The sequence below is a fragment of the Empedobacter sp. ULE_I140 genome, from assembly GCF_053482575.1.
Map to the genome: position 1 here is coordinate 1,289,264 of NZ_JBQMTX010000001.1, position 22,752 is coordinate 1,312,015.

Sequence of the window (22,752 nt, forward strand, 5' to 3'; positions counted from 1 at the left end):
AATCCAATTGGATTGCTTTTTTTATTATTATATGAAATTGATTAATTCACTTTACTTAATGTACGAACTCTAATTTCTTGTAAAACATCTTCTACAGACATTCCTACATATGCACCTTCTTCTACAATTGGGTATAATTGATCGTAAGACATAATACGTGTATTGTCGATACGTAAATTTACGTGATAACGATTGAAATCTCTGTGAGATTTAACACCTGTTGCAGAAATTAACTCAGATAAAATATGCATTGTTTTCTTGTGGAAATTATACATACGAGTTGCTTTATCTTCTACGTCTAAACCTTTCATTAATTCACGATCTTGCGTCGCAACACCAACAGGACATGTATTTGTATTACATTGTAATGCTTGGATACATCCTACAGCCATCATCATTGCACGAGCCGAATAAACTAAATCCGCACCAATAGCCATTGCACGAGCAATGTGGAAAGAAGAAATAATTTTTCCAGAAGCTACAACACGAATATCTTTTTTAAGACCATAACCACGTAAAGTATCAACTGCAAAAGCTAAACCATCTAACAAAGGCATACCTAAAGAGTTTGAAAACTCTACAGGAGCAGCTCCAGTTCCTCCTTCACCACCGTCAATTGCAATATAATCTGGTTTGATACCCGTTTTAATCATTGCTTCACAAATCTCGATAAACTCACGTTTAATCCCAATACACAATTTAAATCCAACTGGTTTTCCACCTGATAATTCTCTTAATTGTTTGATGAAATGTAACATTCCTTCTGCATCAGAGAAAGCTGAGTGAGATGGAGGAGAATCAACAGTTGTATATGGTTCTACAGCACGAATCTTAGCGATTTCTGGAGTATTTTTATTTGCTGGTAAAATTCCTCCGTGACCTGGTTTTGCACCTTGAGAAATTTTCAACTCAATCATTTTTACATTTGGTAAAGTAGCACGCTCTACATACTTATCTGGATCGAAACCACCATCAGCTGCACGACATCCAAAATATCCTGTACCAATTTGCCAAATCAAATCTCCACCTGGCTGTAAGTGATATGGAGAAATTCCCCCTTCACCTGTATTGTGCGCAAAGTTTCCTAATTTGGCTCCTTTGTTCATTGCTAATACAGCATTTTCACTTAACGAACCGAAAGACATTGCAGAAATGTTTAATAAACTTGCTAAATAAGGTTGTTTACATTCGCTTCCACCAACTTTTACACGTGGATCATCAGCATGTTTGATTTTTCCTGCATACATCGAGTGATTTAACCACTCATATCCTGGTTCATAAACATCTAATTGCGTCCCAAAAGGAACTGTGTCAATTACATTTTTTGCACGACGATACACCATACTACGCATCAAACGGTCAATAGGTTTCCCTTCAGTATCCGTTTCAACAAAGTATTGCATAATTTCTGGACGAATACTTTCTAACAAATAACGTCCATGTCCAATAATTGGAAAGTTTCTTCTGATAGCGTGTTTTGTTTGCGAGATATCTGCAAATCCTAAAGCAATCAAAGGAAGAATAATTATTAAAGACCATAAGATACCTGGCCAAAAATAAGAGATTACTCCAATTGCAACAAGAGTAACGATAGATCCTACTACGAAAAGTTGTCTTACTTTCATAAGTAAAAATTTAAATGATTTTGATTAAAAATTTGGTGTCAAATATATCTAAAAAAACTCGGTTTAACGCCTATATTTCTGAAATAATTTCTTTTAAATTGTTGATTTCAAACGTTAGAGAAAACCCATTATTTCAAATAAGTTAACAATTATCTAATGTCGTGAAATAAAATGAAATATTATTTAGATTTTTTTAAAAGATGTTCAAACTTTTTGAGAAATGTCAAAAGAATTATTCTTTGTAAACTCTCGTTAAATCCAATAATTTGATTGGTCCCATCGAAAAATTCTTAACTTTTTTATTCAAAAATAACGTTGTTTGATCATAAAATAATGGCAAAATTGGAGCGTTTTGCATCATCAATGCATCCATTTTTTGATAAATTTTGGCACGTTCGTCTAGATTATTGGTCAAAAATGCTTGTTCGTACATTTTATCAAATTCACCATTTTTGTAATGTGAATAATTTGGACCTTCTGGCGCAAAGTTTTTCGAATAATATAAAGACAAAAAGTTTTCGGCATCTGGATAATCTGCTCCCCAATTTGCGCGGAACAACGTAAATTTTCCCGTTGCTTTTCCATCGCGCATCGTTGGTCCAGGTACAACATTCACTTTTATTGGTAAGCCTAATTTTGCCATTTCTGCCGCAATATATTCACAAACATCTACATATTCTTGCACAGTTGTCAGCTCGATTGGTACAATTTTTTCGTTCGTTTTTTTATAGCTATTGATTAGTTCACGTGCTTTTTCGGGAGAATATTTGTAACCACTTTCTGGCGAATAACCTGGTAAACCTTTCGGAATGAAACCTCCATCTGCTTCAAAAGCTTGACCTTTCATCATATATTTGATGATTTTGTTTTTATCAACTCCATAATTTAATGCTTGACGCAATTTCAAATCAACTGCATTGGGCGCATCAAGATAAAAACATAAATAAACGGTACTTAAATAAGGAACTTTTTGAATCGTTAAAATATTTGAATATTTTGGATTCAAATCTCCGATTGGATTTAAAATTTCATCTTTATAAGAAGGATCCAAATCTGCCATCATATCCAAATTACCTTTGATTAATTCTAAAAATTCTGAATTTTTCTCTGGTAAAAATGATAAATTAACCGCTTCTAAATATGGTAAACGTTGTCCTTTTTCATCAAACTCGAAATACTTTGGATTTTTTCTAAAAACCATTTTCACATTATCTTCCCAAATCTTAAATTGAAAAGGGCCTGTACCAATTGGATGTTTCAAGAATTCATCGTTTCCATTTTTGAATAATTCTTTCGGAACAACCGAAGCATATTTCATCGAAATTAATCCCAAAAATGCAGGATAAGCCTCTTTTAATTTAATTTCAAAAAGTGTATCATTTATCGCTTTATATGAATCAATATTATTCATAATCCAACCTCCAGAACCTCCAGCTTTCGGATCTTTTAAACGATTAAAACTATACTCGAAATCTGAAGCCGTTACAATTCGAGTCGAATCTTTTCCGAAAGCTTCATGTTTATGAAAAAAAACATCATTTCTCAAAGTAAAAGAATACGTTTTTCCATCTTCAGAAATTGTCCAAGATTTTGCAATATCTGGCTGAATTTCTAGTTCGTTATCAATCTTCACTAAACTATTGTACATTAAATTGCATGCCCAATTATTGGCTTGTGTACGTGCATTGATAGGATCTAAAGAAGAAATATTATCGTAACGATTTAATTTAAATACTTTGTTTTCATCGATTTCAATTTTCTTAGAACACGAAAATATTGAAACGAATAACATAATGTAGATAAAGTATTTAGTCATTTTGAATAGCTGATTTATTTATGTTTCAAAACTATGGATAATTTCTTAAATTTGCAGCTATGAATAATCAAACTAAAACAGTTGCATTTCATACATTGGGATGTAAACTTAATTTTTCTGAAACTTCGACGATCGCAAGAAACTTGAAAGATAATGGATATCAGAAGGTTGAGTTTACAGATTCTGCGAATGTGTACGTGATAAATACATGTTCGGTAACCGCAAATGCAGACAAAGAGTGCAGAACGATTGTGAAAAATGCAATGAAAGCAAATCCAGAAGGTTTTGTTGTCGTTGTAGGTTGTTATGCGCAGTTGAAACCGCAAGAAATTGCGGAAATGGAAGGTGTTGATTTGGTTTTAGGAGCTGCAGAAAAATTTAATATTGCTGAATATTTAGACGATATCAATAAAAAAGAAGAAACAATTGTACATTCTTGTGAGATTGAAGAAGCCGATTTTTACGTTGGTTCATACTCAATCGGTGATCGTACGCGTGCTTTTTTGAAAGTGCAAGATGGTTGCGACTACAAATGTACGTATTGTACAATTCCTTTGGCTCGTGGAATTTCGCGTTCAGATACAGTAGAAAATGTTATCAAAAATGCGAATGAAATTGCACAAAAAGGAATCAAAGAAATTGTATTAACGGGTGTAAATATTGGTGATTACGGTAAAGGTGAATTCGGGAATAAAAAACACGAACATACTTTCTTGGAATTGGTACAAGAATTAGATCAAGTTGATGCGATAGAACGAATCAGAATTTCTTCGATTGAACCAAATTTATTAAAAAATGAAACAATTGATTTTGTTTCAAAAAGTAATAGATTTGTTCCGCATTTCCATATTCCATTACAATCTGGTAGCGATGAGATTTTGAAGAAAATGAAACGTCGTTATTTATCTAATCTTTATTTAGATCGTGTAACAAAAATTCGCGAAGTGATGCCAAATGCGTGTATTGGTGTAGATGTAATTGTTGGTTTTCCAGGAGAAACAGAAGAATTGTTTATGGAAACATATAATTTCTTAAACGAATTACCAATTAGCTATTTACATGTATTTACTTATTCGGAGCGTGATAATACAGAAGCGATCGAATTTGAAGGAGTTGTAGATCAAGGAGAACGTAAACGTCGTAATAAAATGTTACGAATTTTATCAGAGAAAAAACGTCAAGCTTTTTATCAGTCTCAATTAAATTCTACTCAAAAAGTGCTTTGGGAACATGATAATAAAGACGGGAAAATGTTTGGTTTTACAGAAAATTATGTAAAAGTTCAGACAGATTTTAATCCTGAATTAGTCAACGAAACGCAAATTGTAGATTTGGTTAGAATCAATCACAATGGAATTGTTGAAGTGAAAATTCAAGAGTTAGAATTAGCAAAATAAAATTGTAAATATTAGTTAAAAAGAAGTTCATGTATTTTGAGCTTCTTTTTTTTTTGATTTACCTTTACATTTAGGAATAATAATTGTAGTTTTAAATAAAAAATCAAGGTCATGAAAATTATACACTTTACTTTTATAATTTTGTTGTCATTATTTGTAACAAGCTGTGGAACAGTTCAAGTAAGTACAGATTACGACAGATCAACAAATTTTGCTTCATATAAAACTTATACTTTTCACCAAAAAGGATTAGATAAGTTAAAGGTTAACGATTTGGATAAGAATCGACTAATTAAAGCAATTGATGCACAAATGGCTACAAAAGGATTTACAAAAGTAAGTTCTGATGCAGACTTAGTTATTAATTTATTGACAAGTTCTAAAGAACAAGTTTCTGTAAATAATAACAATTGGGGCTACGGTCCTTATGGTTACTATGGCGGATATTACGGCGGAAATAGCGTTTCTTCTTATCAAGCAGGAACAATTGTAATAGACATTATTGATGATAAACGTAATATATTGGTTTGGCAAGGTGTTGGTTCTGATCTTAATTTGAGTAATATCAGTGCTAAAGCGGAAAGAATCCCGAAAGCAATTGAAGAAATTCTTGCTAAATTTCCTCCTCAACCAAAAAAATAAATTTTCGAAAATAATATAGAAAGTTCTTCATTTGGAGAGCTTTTTTTATGAAATGAAGTTTGTATTAAAAAAAGCTTTAATTTTGTTAAAATTATACAATAACTTATGAAAATTTAAAAACCAATCTATTAAGTTTATTTCTTTTAAGTTTATCTACTTTTTCTTTTGCTCAAATCGAATTTGGAGTTAAAGGAGGTGTTGGACTTAGTAACACAACTATTGTTCATGGAGTTTCTAAAGAGAGAGTTGGATTTTTAGTTGGAGGAGTTGCAAAATATCAATTAACTACTCGAAACGAAAATCATTATTTACAAGCTGAAGTTTTATATACTACTCAAGGTGAATATTCGTTATATAAAGAAGGTGGAGAGAAATACAAAGCTTTCTTAAATTATATCAATATTCCAATTATGTATAAATACTATTTTGATGATCAAGGAAAAGATTTCTTCGTTGAAGGTGGTCCTCAATTAGGTTTCAAAGTATCAGAAAAATTTGATGAAAATGAACCTGAAAGAGAAAATAATGTTCCAAAATCGTTTGATTTAGCTTTTAATATCGGTGGAGGTTATTCTATTGATAGAAAATACGAAATTAATTTACGCTATCAATATGGTTTAATAGATACTTACGACTATAAACGTTGGGATAATGGAACAAATCGTTCATCATTTTTAACTTTAGGAATTACATATTTCTTCAAATAAATTCAAAACCGCTTTATAGCGGTTTTTTTATTATCTTGTTTTAAAATTTAGTCAATGAATTTTAAACAAATTATTATTTTAGGTTTTTTCTTAATTAGTAGTAATCTATTTGCACAAAATACAATTAAAGGAAAAGTGATTGATGAAAAATCGCTTCCAATTATTAATGCTGAAATCTATGTCGATAATTCTACGATTAAATCAAAAACGAACGAAAAAGGTGAATTTGAACTAAGTCTTCCTAATGGACAATATAACTTAATTGTTCGTGCAAGTTTGTTTGAAAATTATATTTTGAATGTTAATACAAATCAAATTACATTTTATAAAGTAGTTTTAGAACCTGAAGTGGTAGCGTTGCAAGAAACAGTTGTTCAAGCAATATCTAAAGAAGATTGGTTGTATTATTATCAGACTTTTTTGAAATTGTTTTTGGGAAGTAATGAAGCTGCAAAAAAATGCAAAATAGAAAATTCGAAAGACTTAAGGTTTAAATATGATAAAAATACACGACAATTATCTGCTACTTCTAGAAATCCTTTAATCATTACAAACAATTACTTAGGTTATAAAATCGAGTATGACTTGGTTGATTTTAATGTTGATTTTAAGTCAAATTATGTCTTAACTCTTGGAACAGCACTTTTTACTGAGTTAAAATCATCAGCTTCTAAAGAAAAAAAATGGCAAGAAAATCGTCGTAAATCTTATTTAGGAAGTATTACTCATTTTATGAAAGCAGTTTATGAGAATAAAATTGAGGAAGAAGGATATGATATAAAACGATTGATTCGCAAGGATAATCCTGAATACATAAAATTTAAAGAAGAAACTTTGTTAGGAGGTAGAATTGAAGGTAAAGTTCCTCCAAAAATAATTACTTACTTAGTTAATCAAAAAGTTCCATATGATAGTTTGAAAATCGTTGATAATAATGATCAGTATCTTAATTTTAAAGGATTATATTCAGTTGAATATAAAAATGAAAAAGAGGATTTGGACTATGCAAAACAGAATGGTGCAAAATATATTTCGAACCAACTTTCTATTTTCGCTATAAAAAGCGATTTATTAAAAATTGAAGAAAATGGTACATATTACCATCCTGCTAATTTGGTTGTTGAAGGATATTGGAGCTGGGAAAAAATAGCAAACATGGTTCCTATGGATTATAAAATTGAGTAATATTTAAAACCTATTTCTTAATTCCATAATAACGATGGCTTTTCTTTATTGCCCATTTTTCTTTAAAATGAATCCATTTTAGTTGAAAAATCTTGCGCATCAATTTATCGGTATAGCGCATAATAAATACATGATAAATGGTATTCATCACTTGAAAAAACTCATTAGGAAAGGCGCGTAAAGACATTGAAAATCCTGCTTCTAAATAACGATTATAATGCCAATAACCGCGTGGGATAAATAAAGCATCGCCATGATTCATGACAAAATCAAAACCTTTTGCGTATTTCAAAGCTGGGAATTTTTCGTAATCAGGATGATCATAATCAATTTCGTAAATTGTATGTACAGAAAGTGGAACTTTATATAAAGCTTTGGATTGTTTTGGATCAAACAACAAAATTCGTTTATCACCTTGGAACTGAAAATGAATGAAATCCGTCATATCGACATCATAATGCATCAAAACTTTGGCTTCACTTCCTCCAAAAAACAATGTTGGTAAACGTTCAAAATATTTTAAACCTAGATCAGGATAAGTGAAATTTTTGAGTAATTCGGGAATTTTATCTTTGATGATAAAGAAAAAAATTCTCAAATCAGAGGGCTCTTTTTTGATCAAATCTACATATTCATTAAACTTCATATGTGTAGCAGGAGTGTCCGAACTTTTGTTAGCATCAGCAGGTTTGCTATCGTATAAAGGTACAATTTGTTCTCCAGCTTTTTCTTTGATATAATCGAGATTCCATTTGTCAAAATCTTTCCAATTCTTCGCATAACCTTTCAATAACAAAGGTTTCCTTTTTTTGAGATAATTTTTGATGAAATCTTCTTTCGAAATTGATTCAACTGTATCAATAGTCTGAAATTGCATGCGTTTTAAAGTATTGGATTACTCAAAAATAGAGAATCTATCTGAATTAAAAACAAAAAAGCCAACATATTGTTGACTTTTCATTTATTCTGTTTCTTTAACCATTCGAATCAGATACGCCATATTCCGAATTACACTATTGTGTTTTTTTACAAATGGATTTTCTTTGTTCCAAACGTATCCCGCTAAAACAGCACAAATTTTTTCTTTGACATCAGGATTTTCAGGTTGATGGAAAAATAATTCTTGCAAATTTCCTGTGTACCATTCTTGCACATAAGTGGTGAAAACATCGATACCTTCTTTCATATAATCTTCGTAATCTGTCTGCCAGTCTACTTTTTCGCCATTCATTTCTTTAATAGCAAGCTTAGCAGCTTTCAAACCACTTTCTGTTGCGAAACAAACACCAGAAGAGAAGACAGGGTCTAAAAACTCGGTACTATTTCCTGTCAAAACATAACCATCTCCAAACATTTTAGTCACCGCAGCGGAATAATTTTTTAACCAAATTGGGTTAAATTCAAATGGTAAATTACCAAAACGATTGACGTAAAAATCGGATTTTTGAATTGCATTTTGCAAAGCTTCTGTTGTATCTTGATTGGTTGATAATTGATTGATATAATCTGTTGGGCCAACGATCCCTACACTTGTTTTTCCATTCGAAAAAGGAATTACCCACAACCAAACTTTCGTTTCAATAATATCAAAAGAAATCTGCGTTCTTTCTTGACCTTCAGGGCGACGAACATCATTAATATGTGTGAAAATTGCTGAATGTGGATTTAGTTTTGATGGACTATCAATATTTAATAATCGTGGTAAAACGCGTCCATATCCACTCGCATCAATCAAAAATTTTGCATTGATTTGATACGTTTCTCCATTTTGTTTTTTTACAGTTGTAATCGATTTTTTTCCTTCAAATTGAACATCAATTACTTCTTCATTAAAACGCAAATCTGCACCTTTGTCTATAATTGCATCAGCTAAAGTCATGTCGAAATCAGCACGCGGAACTTGCCAAGTCCAATCTTGTCCTTTCCCAAACTTTTTACTGAAATCGAAAATACAAATTTGTTCGCCTCGAATAAATCTCGCACCAGGTTTTACTTCGAAATTTTGTTTCTCTAAATAAGGTAACAATCCAGCTTCTTCAAAATGATCCATAGAGCGAGGGATCAAACTTTCACCAACAACAATTCTGGGAAATTGAGTTTTTTCTAAAACAATAACTTTAATGTTTTTTTCTCTTAAATAGGCTGCTGCAACCGATCCCGAAGGTCCTGCACCAATGATTAAAACATCTGTATTTTCAATCATGACTTTTTGTATAGTTTTTTAATTATTTTTGCAACTGATTGAGGGAGTAAATAACCAAAATCGATAAATCTTTTACCTAATCAATAACATGACAAAATTAACAATTGACACTATAGAAAACATACTTTTTGAGAATAAAAAATTATTGCTTGATAAATCAACATTTGATCGTGTGGAGAATAGTTTTAAATTTTTAAAAGAATTTTCAAAAAATAAAATAATTTACGGCGTAAATACAGGTTTTGGACCAATGGCACAATATCGTATTGAAGATGAAAATACAATTCAGCTTCAATATAATCTAATCAGAAGTCATTGTACAGGAATTGGAGAACCGTTGACGTTAGACCAAACAAAAGCTGCGGTTATTGCACGTTTTAATACGCTTTCGTTGGGATATTCTGGGATTCATCCTTCAGTTTTAGTATTGATGCAAGAATTAGTAAACCGTGATATTTTACCTGTCATTTATCAACATGGAAGCGTTGGTGCTAGTGGAGATCTGGTTCAATTGGCGCATTTGGCTTTGACATTAATTGGAGAAGGAGAAGTTTTTTATAAAGGAGAAATCAAATCGACGAAAGAAGTGTTTGAACTTGAAAATCTTCAACCAATAGAAGTTCATATTCGCGAAGGTTTATCAATTATGAACGGAACTTCGGTAATGACGGGAATTGGAATGGTAAATTTGATTAAAGTTAATCAATTAATTAATCTTTCGATTACGTTAAGCTCGATGATGAATGAAATTGTACAATCTTTTGATGATCATTATTCAAAACCGTTGAACGAGGCTAAACAACATGTTGGTCAACGTTATGTGGCGAATAAAATGACCGATTTTTTGAATGATAGCAAATTAGTCAAAAAACGTGCAGACGAATTATATCAAGAACGTACTGAGAAAATTTTTGAAGAAAAAGTACAAGAATATTATTCGTTGCGTTGTGTTCCTCAGATTTTAGGACCAATTTATGATACTTGGAATGCCGCGAAAGAAGTACTAGAAAATGAAATAAATTCGGCGAGTGATAATCCAATTATCGATGTTGAAAATCAAACTGTTCATCATGGAGGAAATTTTCATGGCGATTATGTTTCATTAGAATTGGATAAATTAAAATTGGCTGTTACGCGTCTATCAATGCTAAGTGAACGTCAATTAAACTATTTAGTCAATCCAAAAATCAATAATATTTTACCACCTTTTGTCAATTTAGGAACGCTTGGTTTTAATTTCGGTTTGCAAGCTGCTCAATTTACGGCGACTTCTACAACAGCTGAAAATCAAACACTTTCTACGTCAATGTATGTGCATAGTATTCCAAACAACAATGATAATCAAGATATTGTGAGTATGGGAACAAATGCGGCTACGATTTGTGCAAAAGTGATTGATAATACGTTCGAAGTGTTGACGGTTCAGAGTATGGCTGTAACGCAAGCGATAGAATTTCTACAAATACAAGATAAATTATCTTCGAAAGGGAAAGCATTTTATGATTCGATTCGTAAAATTGTTCCTGTATTTAAAGAAGATGAGGTGATTTATCCTTATCTTAAGGAAGTTAAAAAATATTTACTAAATAATAAAGTAAACTAAAGCATGAAATGTGCAATTGTAACAGGTGGTTCTCGTGGAATTGGAAAAGCAATTTGTTTGAAAATTGCCGAAGAACATGATTATCATCTTTTGATAAATTATAATTCGAATGAAGCTGCTGCGTTAGAGACTTTGAAAGAAGTTGAAGCATTAGGAGGAACAGGAGAAATTTTAAAATTTGATGTGGCTGATGCAAATCAAACGCAACAAGTTTTAACCGAATGGACAGAGAAAAATACAGATGCAATTGTAGAAGTTATTGTAAACAATGCAGGTATTACGAAAGACAATTTGTTTATGTGGATTTCTCAAGAAGATTGGTCAAATGTGATTAATACAAGCTTGAATGGTTTTTACAACGTAACTCATTTCTTTATTAATCCATTATTGAGAAATAGATTCGGAAGAATTGTTAATATAGTTTCTGTTTCTGGTTTGAAAGGAACGCCAGGACAAACAAACTATTCTGCTGCAAAAGCTGCTGTGATAGGTGCTACGAAAGCATTGGCACAAGAAATAGCAAAACGTAATGTAACTGTGAATGCTGTTGCACCAGGTTTTATCGAAACGGATATGACAGATGAATTGGATCAACAAGAATTAAAGAAGTTGATTCCAGCAAATCGTTTTGGAAAAGCCGAAGAAGTTGCTGATTTGGTAAGCTTTTTGGTTTCTAAAAAATCGAGTTATATCACAGGAGAGGTTATTAATATAAATGGAGGAATTTATTCTTAGATAAAATGAGTCAAAGAGTAGTAATAACAGGAATGGGCATCTATTCTTGCTTAGGAACATCATTAGAAGAGGTAACAGAATCTTTGCGTCAAGGAAAATCAGGAATTATTTTTGATGAAGTACGCAAAGAATTTGGCTTTAAATCAGCTTTGACGGGAACTGTTCCAGTACCAGATTTGAAACCTTTTTTGAATCGTCGACAACGAATTACAATTGGTCAAGAAACAGAGTTCGCTTATATGGCAACTTTAGAAGCGTTGAAAAATGCTAATTTGACGGAAGAGTATATCAAGACTAACGAGGTCGGAATTATATATGGAAACGATAGTGTTTCAAAAGCAATTATTGATGCAATAGATATTGTTCGTGAGAAAAAAGATACTGAATTAATTGGTTCTGGAGCGATTTTCAAGTCAATGAATTCTACTGTAACCATGAATCTTGCAACAATTTTTGAGTTGACTGGAATTAGTTTTACGATTAGTGCAGCTTGTGCAAGTGGTTCGCATTCGATTGGATTAGGTTATATGATGATCAAAGATGGTCTGCAAGATATGATTATTTGTGGAGGAGCACAGGAGATTAATAAGTATGCAATGGCAAGTTTTGATGGTTTGGGTGTTTTTTCCGAAAATGAAGCAAATCCTACACAAGCTTGTCGTCCTTTCGATAAAAATCGTGATGGATTGGTGCCGAGTGGAGGTGGAGCAACATTGATTTTAGAAAGCTATGAATCCGCAGTAAAACGTGGTGCGCCAATTATTGCTGAGGTTTTGGGTTATGGTTTTTCGTCGAATGGTGGACATATTTCTACGCCAAATGTAGATGGGCCAGCAATTGCAATGAATAGAGCGTTGAAACAAGCAAAAATTTCTGCTGATGAAATTCAATATATCAATGCACATGCGACTTCTACGCCAGTTGGTGATGCGAACGAAGCAAAAGCGATTGACCAAGTTTTTGGAAAAACGAAACCTTTTGTAAGTTCTACAAAATCGATGACGGGACACGAATGTTGGATGGCAGGAGCAAGTGAGATTATTTATTCTAACTTAATGATGATGAATAACTTTATTGCACCAAATATTAATTTCGAAGAAGCAGACGAAGATTCAGTTAAATTAAACATTGTTAAAGAAACCTTAAATAAAGAATTTGATGTATATTTGTCAAATTCTTTTGGATTTGGTGGAACGAATTCTGCCTTAGTAATTAAAAAATTTAACTCCTAATATGGTGAAAAGTAAAATCGCTGAAAAATTAAATGCTATCTTAATTGATGAATTTGAAGTTGATCCTTCTGTGATTTCAGAGGAAAAAAATATTAAAGAATCTTTAGATTTAGATAGTTTGGACTATGTTGATTTAGTGGTAATCATTGAATCTAATTTCGGTGTGAAATTAATTAAAGAAGATTTTCAAAATATGATAACTTTTGAAGATTTCTATGCAATTGTAGAACAAAAGTTAGAGAATAAATAACAGATATGAAACAATGGGATGGTCGTTCTAAAGGAACGGTCCTGGGATACAAAATATTTGTCAACGTTATGAAAAAGCTCGGAATTAAGGCTGCTTACTCAGTCTTAATTTTTGTAGCTTTTTATTATTTTATAACGGCTTATAGCAGTAACAAATCTATTTACGAATACTTTCGTTATCGATTAAATTTTTCGGTTTTCAAATCAATTTTAAGTGTTTACAAAAGTTACTATACTTTTGGACAAGCCTTGATTGATAAAACAGCGATTAATGCAGGTTTACGTAACAAATATTCGTACGAATTTGATGGAATAGAATTATTAAGAAATCTATTGAATCAAAAACAAGGCGGAATCTTAATAAGTGCACATGTTGGTAATTTCGAAGTTGCTGAACATTTTTTTGCAGATATTGACTTTGATTGTCAAATTAATTTGGTTACAACAGATTTAGAACGAAATGTTATCAAAGAATATTTAGAAAGTATTTCGAAGAAACCTTCGGTAAAGTTTATCTTGATTCAAGAAGATTTATCTCATATTTTCGAAATAAATAATGCGCTTAGTCGAAACGAATTAATTTGTTTTACAGGAGATCGTTATTTCGAGGGAAATAAAACGATGTCTGAAGTGCTCCTTGGAAAACAAGCTAATTTTCCTGCAGGACCATTTTCTATTGCTTCTCGCTTGAAAGTGCCCGTTGCTTTTGTGTATGTAATGAAGGAAAAAAATCTACACTATCACTTATATGCGCGTCAAGCAAATTTCAAACATCGTGATGCAAATGCACTTTTGAAAGAGTTTTGCGTCAATCTAGAAACCATTGTAAAAAAATATCCTTATCAATGGTTTAATTATTTCGATTTTTGGATGTAAATTAGCCCACAATATGAATTTTCAAACCACTAAAAAACCTAAACTTTTACATGAAATGCAACGTATTAGTTGTTTATTACTCTCAGTCAGGACAGTTAAATGAGATTGTCGATCAAACAACATATGATTTAGTTCAAAATCAAGATATTAATTTAACGAAATACAAGATAGAAATGGAAGAGGAATTTCCTTTTCCGTGGGATTTTTATTCTTTTTTCAATGCTTTTCCAGATAGTTTTCTTCAAAAAGAAAAGAAGATTAAACCAATTCCGACTGAAATCTTGAATCAGAAATATGATTTAATTTTATTGTATTATCAAGTTTGGTTTTTATCACCATCTATTCCAATAAATTCTTTTTTAAAGGATAAACAAGTACAGCAAATTTTAGAAAATTCTAAAATAATTACAATTAGTGGTTCGCGAAATATGTGGTTTTTGGCACAAGAAAAAATCAAAACCATATTAAAAGAACGACAGTCTAAATTAGTCGGAAACATCGCATTGGTCGATCATACACCAAATTTAGTAAGTGCAATGACAATTGTAAATTGGATGTTTTCGGGCGTTAAAAAACGAATGTTCAATTTGTTGCCTTTGCCAGGAATTAGTGAAAAAACTATTCAAGAAAGTAGAAGATTTGGTAAAATTATTCTAAATTCAATCCAAAATAATAATTACTCTAATCTACAAGAAAACTTAATTGAATCTGGAGCCGTTGAGGTAAAACCTTTTTTAGTTTCTGTTGATACAAAAGGGAATCGAATGTTTAAAGTTTGGTCTAAAATTATTGATTCTAAACAAGGTAAACAGCGAGAAAAGTATTTGAAATTCTTTTATTATTATTTAATTTTAGCTATTTGGATAATATCTCCACTAGTAAATTTGTTATATATTATATTTTATCCGTTCAACTATTTTAAATATAAAAAACAGGTAAAATATTTTCAAGGAATAGAATAATATGCAAAATGTATATATAACGAAAACGTCGAAGTTTTTGCCAAATCAACCAATTTCTAACGAAGAAATGGAAGATTTTTTAGGAAAAATTAATCAAATTCCTTCAAAAGCTCGAAGAATCGTTTTAAGAAATAATGGAATCAAAACGCGTTATTACGCTCTCGATAAAACTGGAAATGTCACACATTCTAATGCCGAATTGACGAGTAATGCAATTACAAATTTATTTGATACACAGTTCACAAAAAATGAGGTAGAAGTGTTGTCTTGTGGGACTTCAACGCCAGATTTGTTGTTGCCTTCTCATGCCGCGATGGTACACGGTTTATTGCAAAATAGTGTTTCGGTAGAGTTAAATTCTTCTTCGGGAGTTTGTAATTCGGGGATGAATGCGCTGAAATTTGGTTATCTTTCGGTAAAGTCAGGTAATTCTAAAAATGCAGTTTGTTCAGGTTCTGAGCGAGTTTCGACATGGATGAAAGCAGAAAAATTTGAGCATGAAGTTGAGAATTTAAAAGAATTAGAAGAGCAACCAATTATAGCATTCAAAAAAGATTTTTTACGTTGGATGTTATCAGATGGGGCCGCAGCTTTTTTATTGCAAAATCAACCAAACGAAGATTCGATTTCGCTTAAAATAGAGTGGATGGAATCTTATTCTTACGCACACGAATTGGAAACATGTATGTATGCCGGAGGTGATAAATTACCGAATGGAGAAATGAAATCTTGGAGCGATTTTTCTTCGGAAGAATGGTTAAAAGAATCCGTTTTTTCTTTGAAACAAGATGTCAAAGTTCTGAATGATAATATTTTGATAAAAGGCGTAGAAAGCATGAAAGCTGCAATGGATAAACATCAATTATCTTCAAATGAAATTGATTATTTATTACCGCATGTCTCGTCAAATTATTTTGTTCAAGGTTTATATGACGAATTTTGTAAGAGAGATATTTATATTCCGTTAGAGAAATGGTTTATGAATTTAAGCAAAGTTGGAAATGTGGGTTCAGCGTCTGTTTTTTTGATGCTTGACGAACTATTTCAAGACGGAAATCTTAAAAAAGGAGATCGTATTATGCTTTGTGTACCAGAAAGTGGGCGTTTTTCGTATTCGTACGTCTATTTAACAGTCGTTTAAAAAATGAATAAAATACAATTACCCAATCATACAATAGGATTTATCAAACAATTGATTCCACAGCGTGAACCAATTATTATGGTAGATGCTATTTTTGAATATGAAGAGGAAAAAGTTGTTGGAGGCTTAACGGTCAAAAACGATTCGATTTTTGTCGAAAATAATCAATTGAAAGAATCTGGAATATTAGAACACATGGCACAAACAGTTGCTTTGTATACAGGTTATCAATTTTACATTCGAGATGAATCGGTTCCAACAGGATATATTGGCTCGATGAAATCAATAGAGATTAATCGTTTGCCAAAAGTGAATGAGAATTTAACAACAACAGCAACTATTTTGCACGAAGTAATGGGAGTGACTTTGGTTTCGATTGAAACAAAGATAGAAGGAGAAGTAATTGCAAAAGGAGAGATGAAAACAGTGATTGCAGAAACATAATTTTATGAAAGTAAATCAGGAAATTGATATTCAACAATTTCTTCCACATCGTGAACCAATGCTTTTTGTAGACAAGATTTCTTGGATTGAGAAAACCTATGTTGAAGCTTTATTTACGATAAAATCGAATCAATTATTTATTCAGAACGAATATTTTGCAGAAGTTGGTTTATTGGAAAATATGGCGCAAGTTTGTTCGACAATTATTGGACAAAATTATTTTATCAATTTTTCTGATGTACATAAAGGTGATGTAATAGGTTTTATTAGTTCGATTAAACAAGCTGAAATTATGCAATTGCCAAAAGTTAATCAAACCATTATAACAAAAGCAACGTTGTTAGAAGTTTTTGATTACGATGAATTTACAATTAGTTTGATGCAAGCAAAAGTTATATTGAATGACGAAATAATTGCGACAGCTACAATGAATTTAATGCTTCAAAACCATAAAAAATGAAACAATCTGAAGTACCACAAGATAAAGGACATCTCAAGAATTTCAACGAAGTTTATTACGCAATTGATGAACAGGGAGAATTTTCCCAAACATTGAGTGCGGGTTGGGAAGCGAAGAATATTGTTCAGTCCGAAACCTTAAAAATTTTGGAGGAACGTATAGAGGAAGCAAGACAAAAAGTAATTGATGGAAAAGCAAGTCCAATTTTATATTTCATGGAATTGAAACGTATGGATTGGGAAATTTTGTCTAATTATGTCGAAATTTGGAAGATTTTTGTCAAAAGACATGCGAAACCAACTGTTTTCTCAAAATTAAAAGAATCAACACTAAAAAAATATGCCGAAGCTTTTGAAATTTCGGTTGATGAATTAAAAAACTTTGATGGAAACCATAACTGATTTTAAACATTTTCAATCAGCACATTGCGAAAATGGAGTAGCATCTAATTTATTAAAAAATAAAGGAATTGAGATTTCAGAACCAATGATTTTTGGAATTGGCTCAGGACTTTTTTTTGTGTTTTTACCTTTTCTAAAAGTCAATCACGCACCTGCAATTAGTTATCGTCCGATGCCAGGAATGATTTTTAATCGTGCAGCAAAAAATCTTGGTATAAAGGTTAAACGTCATAAATTTCGCTCTACAAAATCTGCCCAAACATTCTTAGATGAACAGCTTTTGGCCAATCGACCTTGCGGCTTACAGGTTGGTGTGTATAATTTAACTTATTTTCCAGAAGAATATAAATTTCATTTTAACGGACATAATTTAGTTGTTTTCGGTAAGCAAGATCAAACGTATTTAATCAGTGATCCTGTGATGCAAGAAACGACAAAGTTGACTGAAAATGAGTTAGAAAAAGTGCGTTTTTCGAAAGGTGTTTTAGCACCAAAAGGACATTTATATTATCCTGAATTTATTCCAGAAAATATAGATTTTGAGAAAGCAATCAAAAAAGGAATTAAGAAAATGTGTCGTGAAATGTTAGCACCAGTTCCGATTGTTGGTGTTCGAGGAATCAGAATGGTTGCGAAACGAATTAAAAAAATGCCAAAGAAAATTGGGAATGCAAAAACGAATTATTTTTTGGCACAAATGATTCGAATGCAAGAAGAGATTGGGACAGGAGGTGGAGGTTTTCGTTATATTTATGCTGCTTTTTTACAAGAAGCTTCACAAAAATTGAATCAACCAAATCTGAATGATTTTGCCTTAGAAATTTCTGCAATTGGGGATAAATGGCGAGATTTAGCTCTAAATGCATCAAGAGTTTATAAAAAACGAAACAATGCACAAGATATTTACGATGTGATTTCGGATCAATTATTGGAATTAGCAGATTTGGAAGAATCGTTTTTTAAACGTTAAAGAAAAGCAATTTAGTCACAGATGATTGAAATTGAAAAATTATATAAAAAATATAAAAATTCTGATGTTTTTGCGCTAGAAGATTTTTCTTTGACGATAAAACAGAACGAAATTCACGGTTTACTTGGTCCAAATGGAGCAGGGAAAACAACCTTGATGTCGATACTTTCTGGATTGATTAAACCAACTTCTGGTAATGTTGTGATTCAAAATTTAAATCAAAAAACAGATTTAAAAAAGATTCAAAAAATCATTGGAATTGTTCCGCAAGAATATGCGTTGTATCCAACGTTGACAGCGAGAGAAAATTTAGAATTTTTTGGAAAAATTTATAAAGTTCCTTCAAAAGAATTACACGAAAAGATTCAGCTTTTGACTGAAAAAGTAGGAATGAGTAAGTTTTTAGATAAAAAAATTGATTCTTTTTCGGGAGGAATGAAACGTCGCATTAATTTATTGGCAGGAATTCTTCATCAGCCAGAAATTCTTTTTTTAGATGAGCCAACTGTTGGCGTTGATATACAATCAAAAATTGCATTATTAGACTATTTACAAGAGCTTCATCAACAAGGAATGTCGATTGTTTATACATCTCATCATATGGCAGAAGCCGAAGATTTTTGTACGCAAGTCACGATTATGAATCAAGGAAAATCAATTGTTACAGCTGAACCGAAAGAATTAATCAAGCAAGTGAATGTATATAATTTGGAGGAAGCTTTTGTTAATTTAACTAAATTATCGTGATATGTTGAGCCAACTTTTAGCATGTATAAAGAAAGAAATTTTATTACTTATTCGTGATATTGGCGGATTGGTGATTCTTTTTATTATGCCTTTGATTTTGGTTATTACGGTGACTAAAATTCAGAAAAGTACCTATGATTCTTTTGCTGAAGCAAGTATTCCTGTTCTATTTATTGATCATGATCAAGGTAGTATTTCTGCGATTGTAAAAAAACATATTTCACATTCAGGAAATTTAAAAATTGTAACTGAATTAAATGGGAAAAAATTAACGGAAGATGAACTGAAAACTGAAGTTTTTAAAGGAAAATACCAAGTTGGAATTGTAATTCCAGCGAAATTATCAAAGGATTTGAATTATAAAATCAATCAAAATGTTGAGAAAATTCTGAACGAATTTGCTTTTGATAGCACGCAAGTTAAATATAATCAACAAGTCAATCCAAAAACGATTAAATTATACTTTGATCCTGCAACTTCATTGGCTTTCAAAGAAAATGTGTCGAATGTTTTGGATAAATTAATTACAGATACTGAGAATAAAAGTATTTACAAAGCATTTCAACAAGAGATGGGATCAAATGATTTAGGATTTCAAAATGAGAAGTTTATTCATTTTCAAGAGATTGTTCCTGAAGATTCTAAATCAGTTTTGAAACCAAATGTTACACAACATAATGTGCCTGCATGGACATTATTTGCGATATTTTTTATTGTTGTTCCGCTTTCTATCAACATTGTAAAAGAAAAAAGTTTAGGCACACATATTCGACTATTAACAAGTCCAATGCCTTATTCTGTTCAAATTATCGGAAAAACCATCACGTATTTAATCATAAGTTTATTGCAATTTACAATGATTTTATGTGTCGCTAAATTAGTCTTTCCATTGATTGATTTACCAGGTTTCAAAACGGATGGCATATTATTTTCTATTTACGGATTAACTATATTTGCTTCTTTGGCAGCAATTGGATTAGGACTTTTAATAGGTACAATTGCGAAAACCCAAGAACAATCTGCACCTTTTGGAGCGACTTTAGTCGTTATTTTAGCTGCAATTGGTGGTGTTTGGATTCCAGTTTTTGCGATGTCAGATTTTATGCAACATTTTGCGAAAATATCACCGATGAATTGGGCACTCGATGGCTATTATAGTTTAATTCTGCGAAATCAATCTTTTCTTCAGATTGTTCCGAATATTATTTTGTTAACTTTGTTCTATATTATTACCTTGTTTGCCGCTATATATTATGATAAGTTCAGAAGAGAAGATTAAAACATTAGTACATAATTCCAATTTCGCAGTACGATTCAATGAAACCGATCCGTTGGGAATCGTGTGGCATGGGAATTATATTACGTATTTTGAAGATGGAAGGGAAGCTTTTGGACGTCATTTTGGGATTAGTTATTTGGATATTCAAAAAAGCGGATTTGTAACACCAATCATTAAGTCGGTTTGTGAACATAAATTTCCATTGAAATATGGCGATAAATGTAGAGTAGAAACAACTTTTGAAGATACTTTGGCTGCTAAAATGATATACAGATTCAAGATTTTCAATCAAGATGAAAAATTGGTTTGTATTGGAGAAACGACTCAAGTTTTTTTAGACAACGAAGGAGATTTAATGTTAACATTGCCACCATTTTTTGAAGAATGGAAGAAAAAAGTAGGATTGTTGTAATGGAAAAAGTTTACATTAATCGTGCAAATATTTTAACGCCTTTCGGAAATTCAATTGAAACCAATTGGAATGAATTGTTGAAAGGAAATTCGGCTGTTTCTAAAATTGATTCATTTGGTCATTTAAAGAATTTTTATGCTGGGAAAATTGAGAATGAAATTTTCTTAAATTTAAAAAATGAACTAAAAGATAATCAACATTATACGCGATTAGAAATAATTGGTATTTCAGCTCTTCAATCTATTATTGAAAAATCAAAAATTTCACAACGAACTGCTTTTGTACTTTCAGCTACAAAAGGAAATATTGATCAACTTTCTGATTCTTTAGAAAAAGCTTCAATTCCAAATTTTGCAAAGAAAATTGCAGATTATTTTGGATTTAAAACTGAACCAATTATCATTTCAAATGCTTGTGTTTCTGGAGTTTTAGCAGTTAATGTTGCAAAACGTTTCATTGAAATTGATGAGTTTGATGATGCATATGTTTTGGCTTTGGATGAGTTGACAGATTTTGTTTTGACAGGTTTCAATTCTTTTCAAGCAATGGATTTTGAATTATGTAAACCATTTGACAAAGATAGAAAAGGTGTTAATTTAGGCGAAGCTGCGGCTTGTGTTTATCTTTCAAAAAGTCAAGAAGAAAATAGTTTTCAGATTTTGGGTGAATCTTCAATTAACGATGCAAATCATATTTCTGGACCATCTCGAACGGGTGAAGGTTTGGTCTTGAGTATAGAAGTCGCGATGAAAGAAGCCAATATTTCATCAAATGAAATTGATTATATTTCGGCACATGGAACGGCGACATTGTATAACGATGAAATGGAAGCAATTGCTTTTAATCGTTTACAAATGGATAAAACTCCGACAAATAGTTTAAAAGCTTTTTATGGACATACATTGGGCGCTTCTGGATTGTTGGAATTAATTATTGCGATGAAGCAAGCTGAAGAAAATTTAGTTTTGAAAAGTCATAATTTTAGTGAAATAGGAACTTCAGTTCCATTAAATATTTTGAATGAAAATCTTCAAAAAGAAGTCAATATTATCTTGAAAACTTCATCTGGTTTTGGAGGAAGTAATGCTGTAATTATTCTAAAAAAAGTTCAGAATGACTAAAGTTGAGATTAAAAACGAACAAGTTTGGTTGAATGATGAACTTCATTTTGAAGATTCTTCAGGAGATTTTGGTATATTTTCGAAAAATTTCTTCAAATCTTTCGAAATTGATTATCCAAAATTTTATAAAATGGATTATCAAAGTAAATTAGCTTTTTTAGCTGCCGAAATTTTGTTGAAAGATGAGAATACTTTAAATGAAAATCAAGATATTGCATTGGTTTTTGCAAATCGAAATTCGAGTTTAGAATCTGATTTGAAACATCAACAAAGTATTCAATCTGCTGATGAAATTTTTCCAAGTCCTGCTGTTTTTGTCTACACATTAGCAAATATTTGTTTGGGCGAAGTGAGTATTCGTCATGGATTGAAGACCGAAAATGCTTTTTTTATTTCGAAAAATTTTAATGAAGAACAATTAAAAAAGTATGCGAATTATTTAATTCTAAAAAACAAAGCAAAGAAAGTTGTTTTGGCTTGGGTAGATTATTTACAAGGTGATTACGAAGCGAAAATGTATTTAATAGATTAAAAACAATATTAGT

General features: G+C 31.4%; 24 protein-coding genes. 20 read left to right on the forward strand and 4 right to left on the reverse strand.

Features of this window, described 5'->3' with window-relative positions; all coding sequences use genetic code 11:
• Positions 1–41: 41 nt before the first annotated feature.
• Together ACTS9J_RS06150 and ACTS9J_RS06155 are read right to left on the reverse strand one after the other, a co-directional pair.
• Positions 42–1,625 (reverse strand): FMN-binding glutamate synthase family protein, encoded by a 1,584-nt coding sequence (locus tag ACTS9J_RS06150; RefSeq protein WP_416411037.1) that lies wholly within the window; start codon positions 1,623–1,625, stop codon positions 42–44.
• A gap of 232 nt (positions 1,626–1,857) precedes the next feature.
• Positions 1,858–3,441 carry an ABC transporter substrate-binding protein gene (locus ACTS9J_RS06155; RefSeq protein WP_286496118.1) on the reverse strand — a complete coding sequence of 528 codons (1,584 nt, stop codon included), beginning with the start codon at positions 3,439–3,441 and terminating at the stop codon, positions 1,858–1,860.
• Positions 3,442–3,500: 59 nt separating this feature from the next.
• Here ACTS9J_RS06155 and mtaB point away from each other — a divergent pair, with 59 nt between their 5' ends.
• The 4 genes from mtaB to ACTS9J_RS06175 all read left to right on the forward strand — a co-directional run bounded on the left by mtaB (position 3,501) and on the right by ACTS9J_RS06175 (position 7,372).
• Positions 3,501–4,838 (forward strand): tRNA (N(6)-L-threonylcarbamoyladenosine(37)-C(2))-methylthiotransferase MtaB, encoded by a 1,338-nt coding sequence (gene mtaB, locus ACTS9J_RS06160; RefSeq protein ID WP_038332401.1) that lies wholly within the window; start codon positions 3,501–3,503, stop codon positions 4,836–4,838.
• Positions 4,839–4,949: 111 nt separating this feature from the next.
• Positions 4,950–5,480: a DUF4136 domain-containing protein gene (locus tag ACTS9J_RS06165; protein ID WP_114999525.1), complete on the forward strand. Its 531-nt coding sequence runs from the start codon at positions 4,950–4,952 to the stop codon at positions 5,478–5,480.
• 98 nt (positions 5,481–5,578) lie between these two features.
• Positions 5,579–6,187, forward strand: coding sequence for a porin family protein (locus ACTS9J_RS06170; RefSeq protein WP_221855012.1), 609 nt, complete (start codon positions 5,579–5,581; stop codon positions 6,185–6,187).
• 54 nt (positions 6,188–6,241) lie between these two features.
• On the forward strand, positions 6,242–7,372 hold the full coding sequence (locus ACTS9J_RS06175) for a carboxypeptidase-like regulatory domain-containing protein (protein WP_291046930.1): 1,131 nt from the start codon (positions 6,242–6,244) through the stop codon (positions 7,370–7,372).
• Between the two features lie 10 nt (positions 7,373–7,382).
• Here ACTS9J_RS06175 and ACTS9J_RS06180 read toward each other — a convergent pair whose 3' ends face one another.
• On the reverse strand, positions 7,383–8,249 hold the full coding sequence (locus tag ACTS9J_RS06180; protein ID WP_291046928.1) for a cupin-like domain-containing protein: 867 nt from the start codon (positions 8,247–8,249) through the stop codon (positions 7,383–7,385).
• An 84-nt stretch (positions 8,250–8,333) separates the two neighbouring features.
• Complete coding sequence (locus tag ACTS9J_RS06185; protein WP_291046926.1) at positions 8,334–9,575, reverse strand: NAD(P)/FAD-dependent oxidoreductase; 1,242 nt, start codon at positions 9,573–9,575, stop codon at positions 8,334–8,336.
• 88 nt (positions 9,576–9,663) lie between these two features.
• Between ACTS9J_RS06185 and ACTS9J_RS06190 the strand changes: the two genes are divergently transcribed.
• From ACTS9J_RS06190 to ACTS9J_RS06265, 16 genes are read left to right on the forward strand one after another with little or no spacing between them, the layout of a single operon-like run.
• On the forward strand, positions 9,664–11,178 hold the full coding sequence (locus ACTS9J_RS06190) for an HAL/PAL/TAL family ammonia-lyase (protein ID WP_038332296.1): 1,515 nt from the start codon (positions 9,664–9,666) through the stop codon (positions 11,176–11,178).
• Positions 11,179–11,181: 3 nt separating this feature from the next.
• Positions 11,182–11,913 (forward strand): 3-oxoacyl-ACP reductase FabG, encoded by a 732-nt coding sequence (gene fabG, locus ACTS9J_RS06195; protein WP_291046923.1) that lies wholly within the window; start codon positions 11,182–11,184, stop codon positions 11,911–11,913.
• A 5-nt stretch (positions 11,914–11,918) separates the two neighbouring features.
• Entirely contained in the window at positions 11,919–13,145 is a 1,227-nt protein-coding gene (locus tag ACTS9J_RS06200) for a beta-ketoacyl-[acyl-carrier-protein] synthase family protein (protein WP_291046922.1), read from the forward strand.
• Between the two features lies 1 nt (position 13,146).
• Entirely contained in the window at positions 13,147–13,395 is a 249-nt protein-coding gene (locus ACTS9J_RS06205; protein WP_038332291.1) for an acyl carrier protein, read from the forward strand.
• 5 nt (positions 13,396–13,400) lie between these two features.
• Positions 13,401–14,270: an LpxL/LpxP family acyltransferase gene (locus ACTS9J_RS06210; protein ID WP_291046920.1), complete on the forward strand. Its 870-nt coding sequence runs from the start codon at positions 13,401–13,403 to the stop codon at positions 14,268–14,270.
• A 50-nt stretch (positions 14,271–14,320) separates the two neighbouring features.
• Positions 14,321–15,232 (forward strand): dialkylrecorsinol condensing enzyme DarA, encoded by a 912-nt coding sequence (locus tag ACTS9J_RS06215; RefSeq protein ID WP_448353042.1) that lies wholly within the window; start codon positions 14,321–14,323, stop codon positions 15,230–15,232.
• A gap of 1 nt (position 15,233) precedes the next feature.
• A complete protein-coding gene (locus tag ACTS9J_RS06220) occupies positions 15,234–16,373 on the forward strand; it encodes a beta-ketoacyl-ACP synthase III (protein WP_280049818.1) in 1,140 nt (379 codons plus the stop codon).
• A 3-nt stretch (positions 16,374–16,376) separates the two neighbouring features.
• On the forward strand, positions 16,377–16,817 hold the full coding sequence (locus ACTS9J_RS06225) for a hypothetical protein (protein ID WP_114999650.1): 441 nt from the start codon (positions 16,377–16,379) through the stop codon (positions 16,815–16,817).
• A gap of 4 nt (positions 16,818–16,821) precedes the next feature.
• On the forward strand, positions 16,822–17,277 hold the full coding sequence (locus tag ACTS9J_RS06230) for an ABC transporter permease (protein WP_114999652.1): 456 nt from the start codon (positions 16,822–16,824) through the stop codon (positions 17,275–17,277).
• Positions 17,274–17,678, forward strand: coding sequence for a hypothetical protein (locus ACTS9J_RS06235; protein WP_125350383.1), 405 nt, complete (start codon positions 17,274–17,276; stop codon positions 17,676–17,678). Before ACTS9J_RS06230 ends, ACTS9J_RS06235 begins: the two co-directional genes overlap by 4 nt.
• Positions 17,662–18,648 (forward strand): BtrH N-terminal domain-containing protein, encoded by a 987-nt coding sequence (locus tag ACTS9J_RS06240; RefSeq protein WP_448353043.1) that lies wholly within the window; start codon positions 17,662–17,664, stop codon positions 18,646–18,648. The genes ACTS9J_RS06235 and ACTS9J_RS06240 overlap by 17 nt, the downstream gene beginning before the upstream one ends.
• A 21-nt stretch (positions 18,649–18,669) precedes the next feature.
• Complete coding sequence (locus ACTS9J_RS06245; protein WP_221854825.1) at positions 18,670–19,395, forward strand: ABC transporter ATP-binding protein; 726 nt, start codon at positions 18,670–18,672, stop codon at positions 19,393–19,395.
• A gap of 1 nt (position 19,396) precedes the next feature.
• On the forward strand, positions 19,397–20,674 hold the full coding sequence (locus ACTS9J_RS06250; RefSeq protein ID WP_221854826.1) for an ABC transporter permease: 1,278 nt from the start codon (positions 19,397–19,399) through the stop codon (positions 20,672–20,674).
• Complete coding sequence (locus ACTS9J_RS06255; RefSeq protein WP_221854827.1) at positions 20,649–21,086, forward strand: acyl-CoA thioesterase; 438 nt, start codon at positions 20,649–20,651, stop codon at positions 21,084–21,086. The genes ACTS9J_RS06250 and ACTS9J_RS06255 overlap by 26 nt, the downstream gene beginning before the upstream one ends.
• Positions 21,059–22,207 (forward strand): beta-ketoacyl-[acyl-carrier-protein] synthase family protein, encoded by a 1,149-nt coding sequence (locus ACTS9J_RS06260; protein ID WP_448353044.1) that lies wholly within the window; start codon positions 21,059–21,061, stop codon positions 22,205–22,207. The genes ACTS9J_RS06255 and ACTS9J_RS06260 overlap by 28 nt, the downstream gene beginning before the upstream one ends.
• On the forward strand, positions 22,200–22,739 hold the full coding sequence (locus ACTS9J_RS06265; protein ID WP_448353045.1) for a 3-oxoacyl-ACP synthase: 540 nt from the start codon (positions 22,200–22,202) through the stop codon (positions 22,737–22,739). The genes ACTS9J_RS06260 and ACTS9J_RS06265 overlap by 8 nt, the downstream gene beginning before the upstream one ends.
• Positions 22,740–22,752 lie beyond the last annotated feature (13 nt).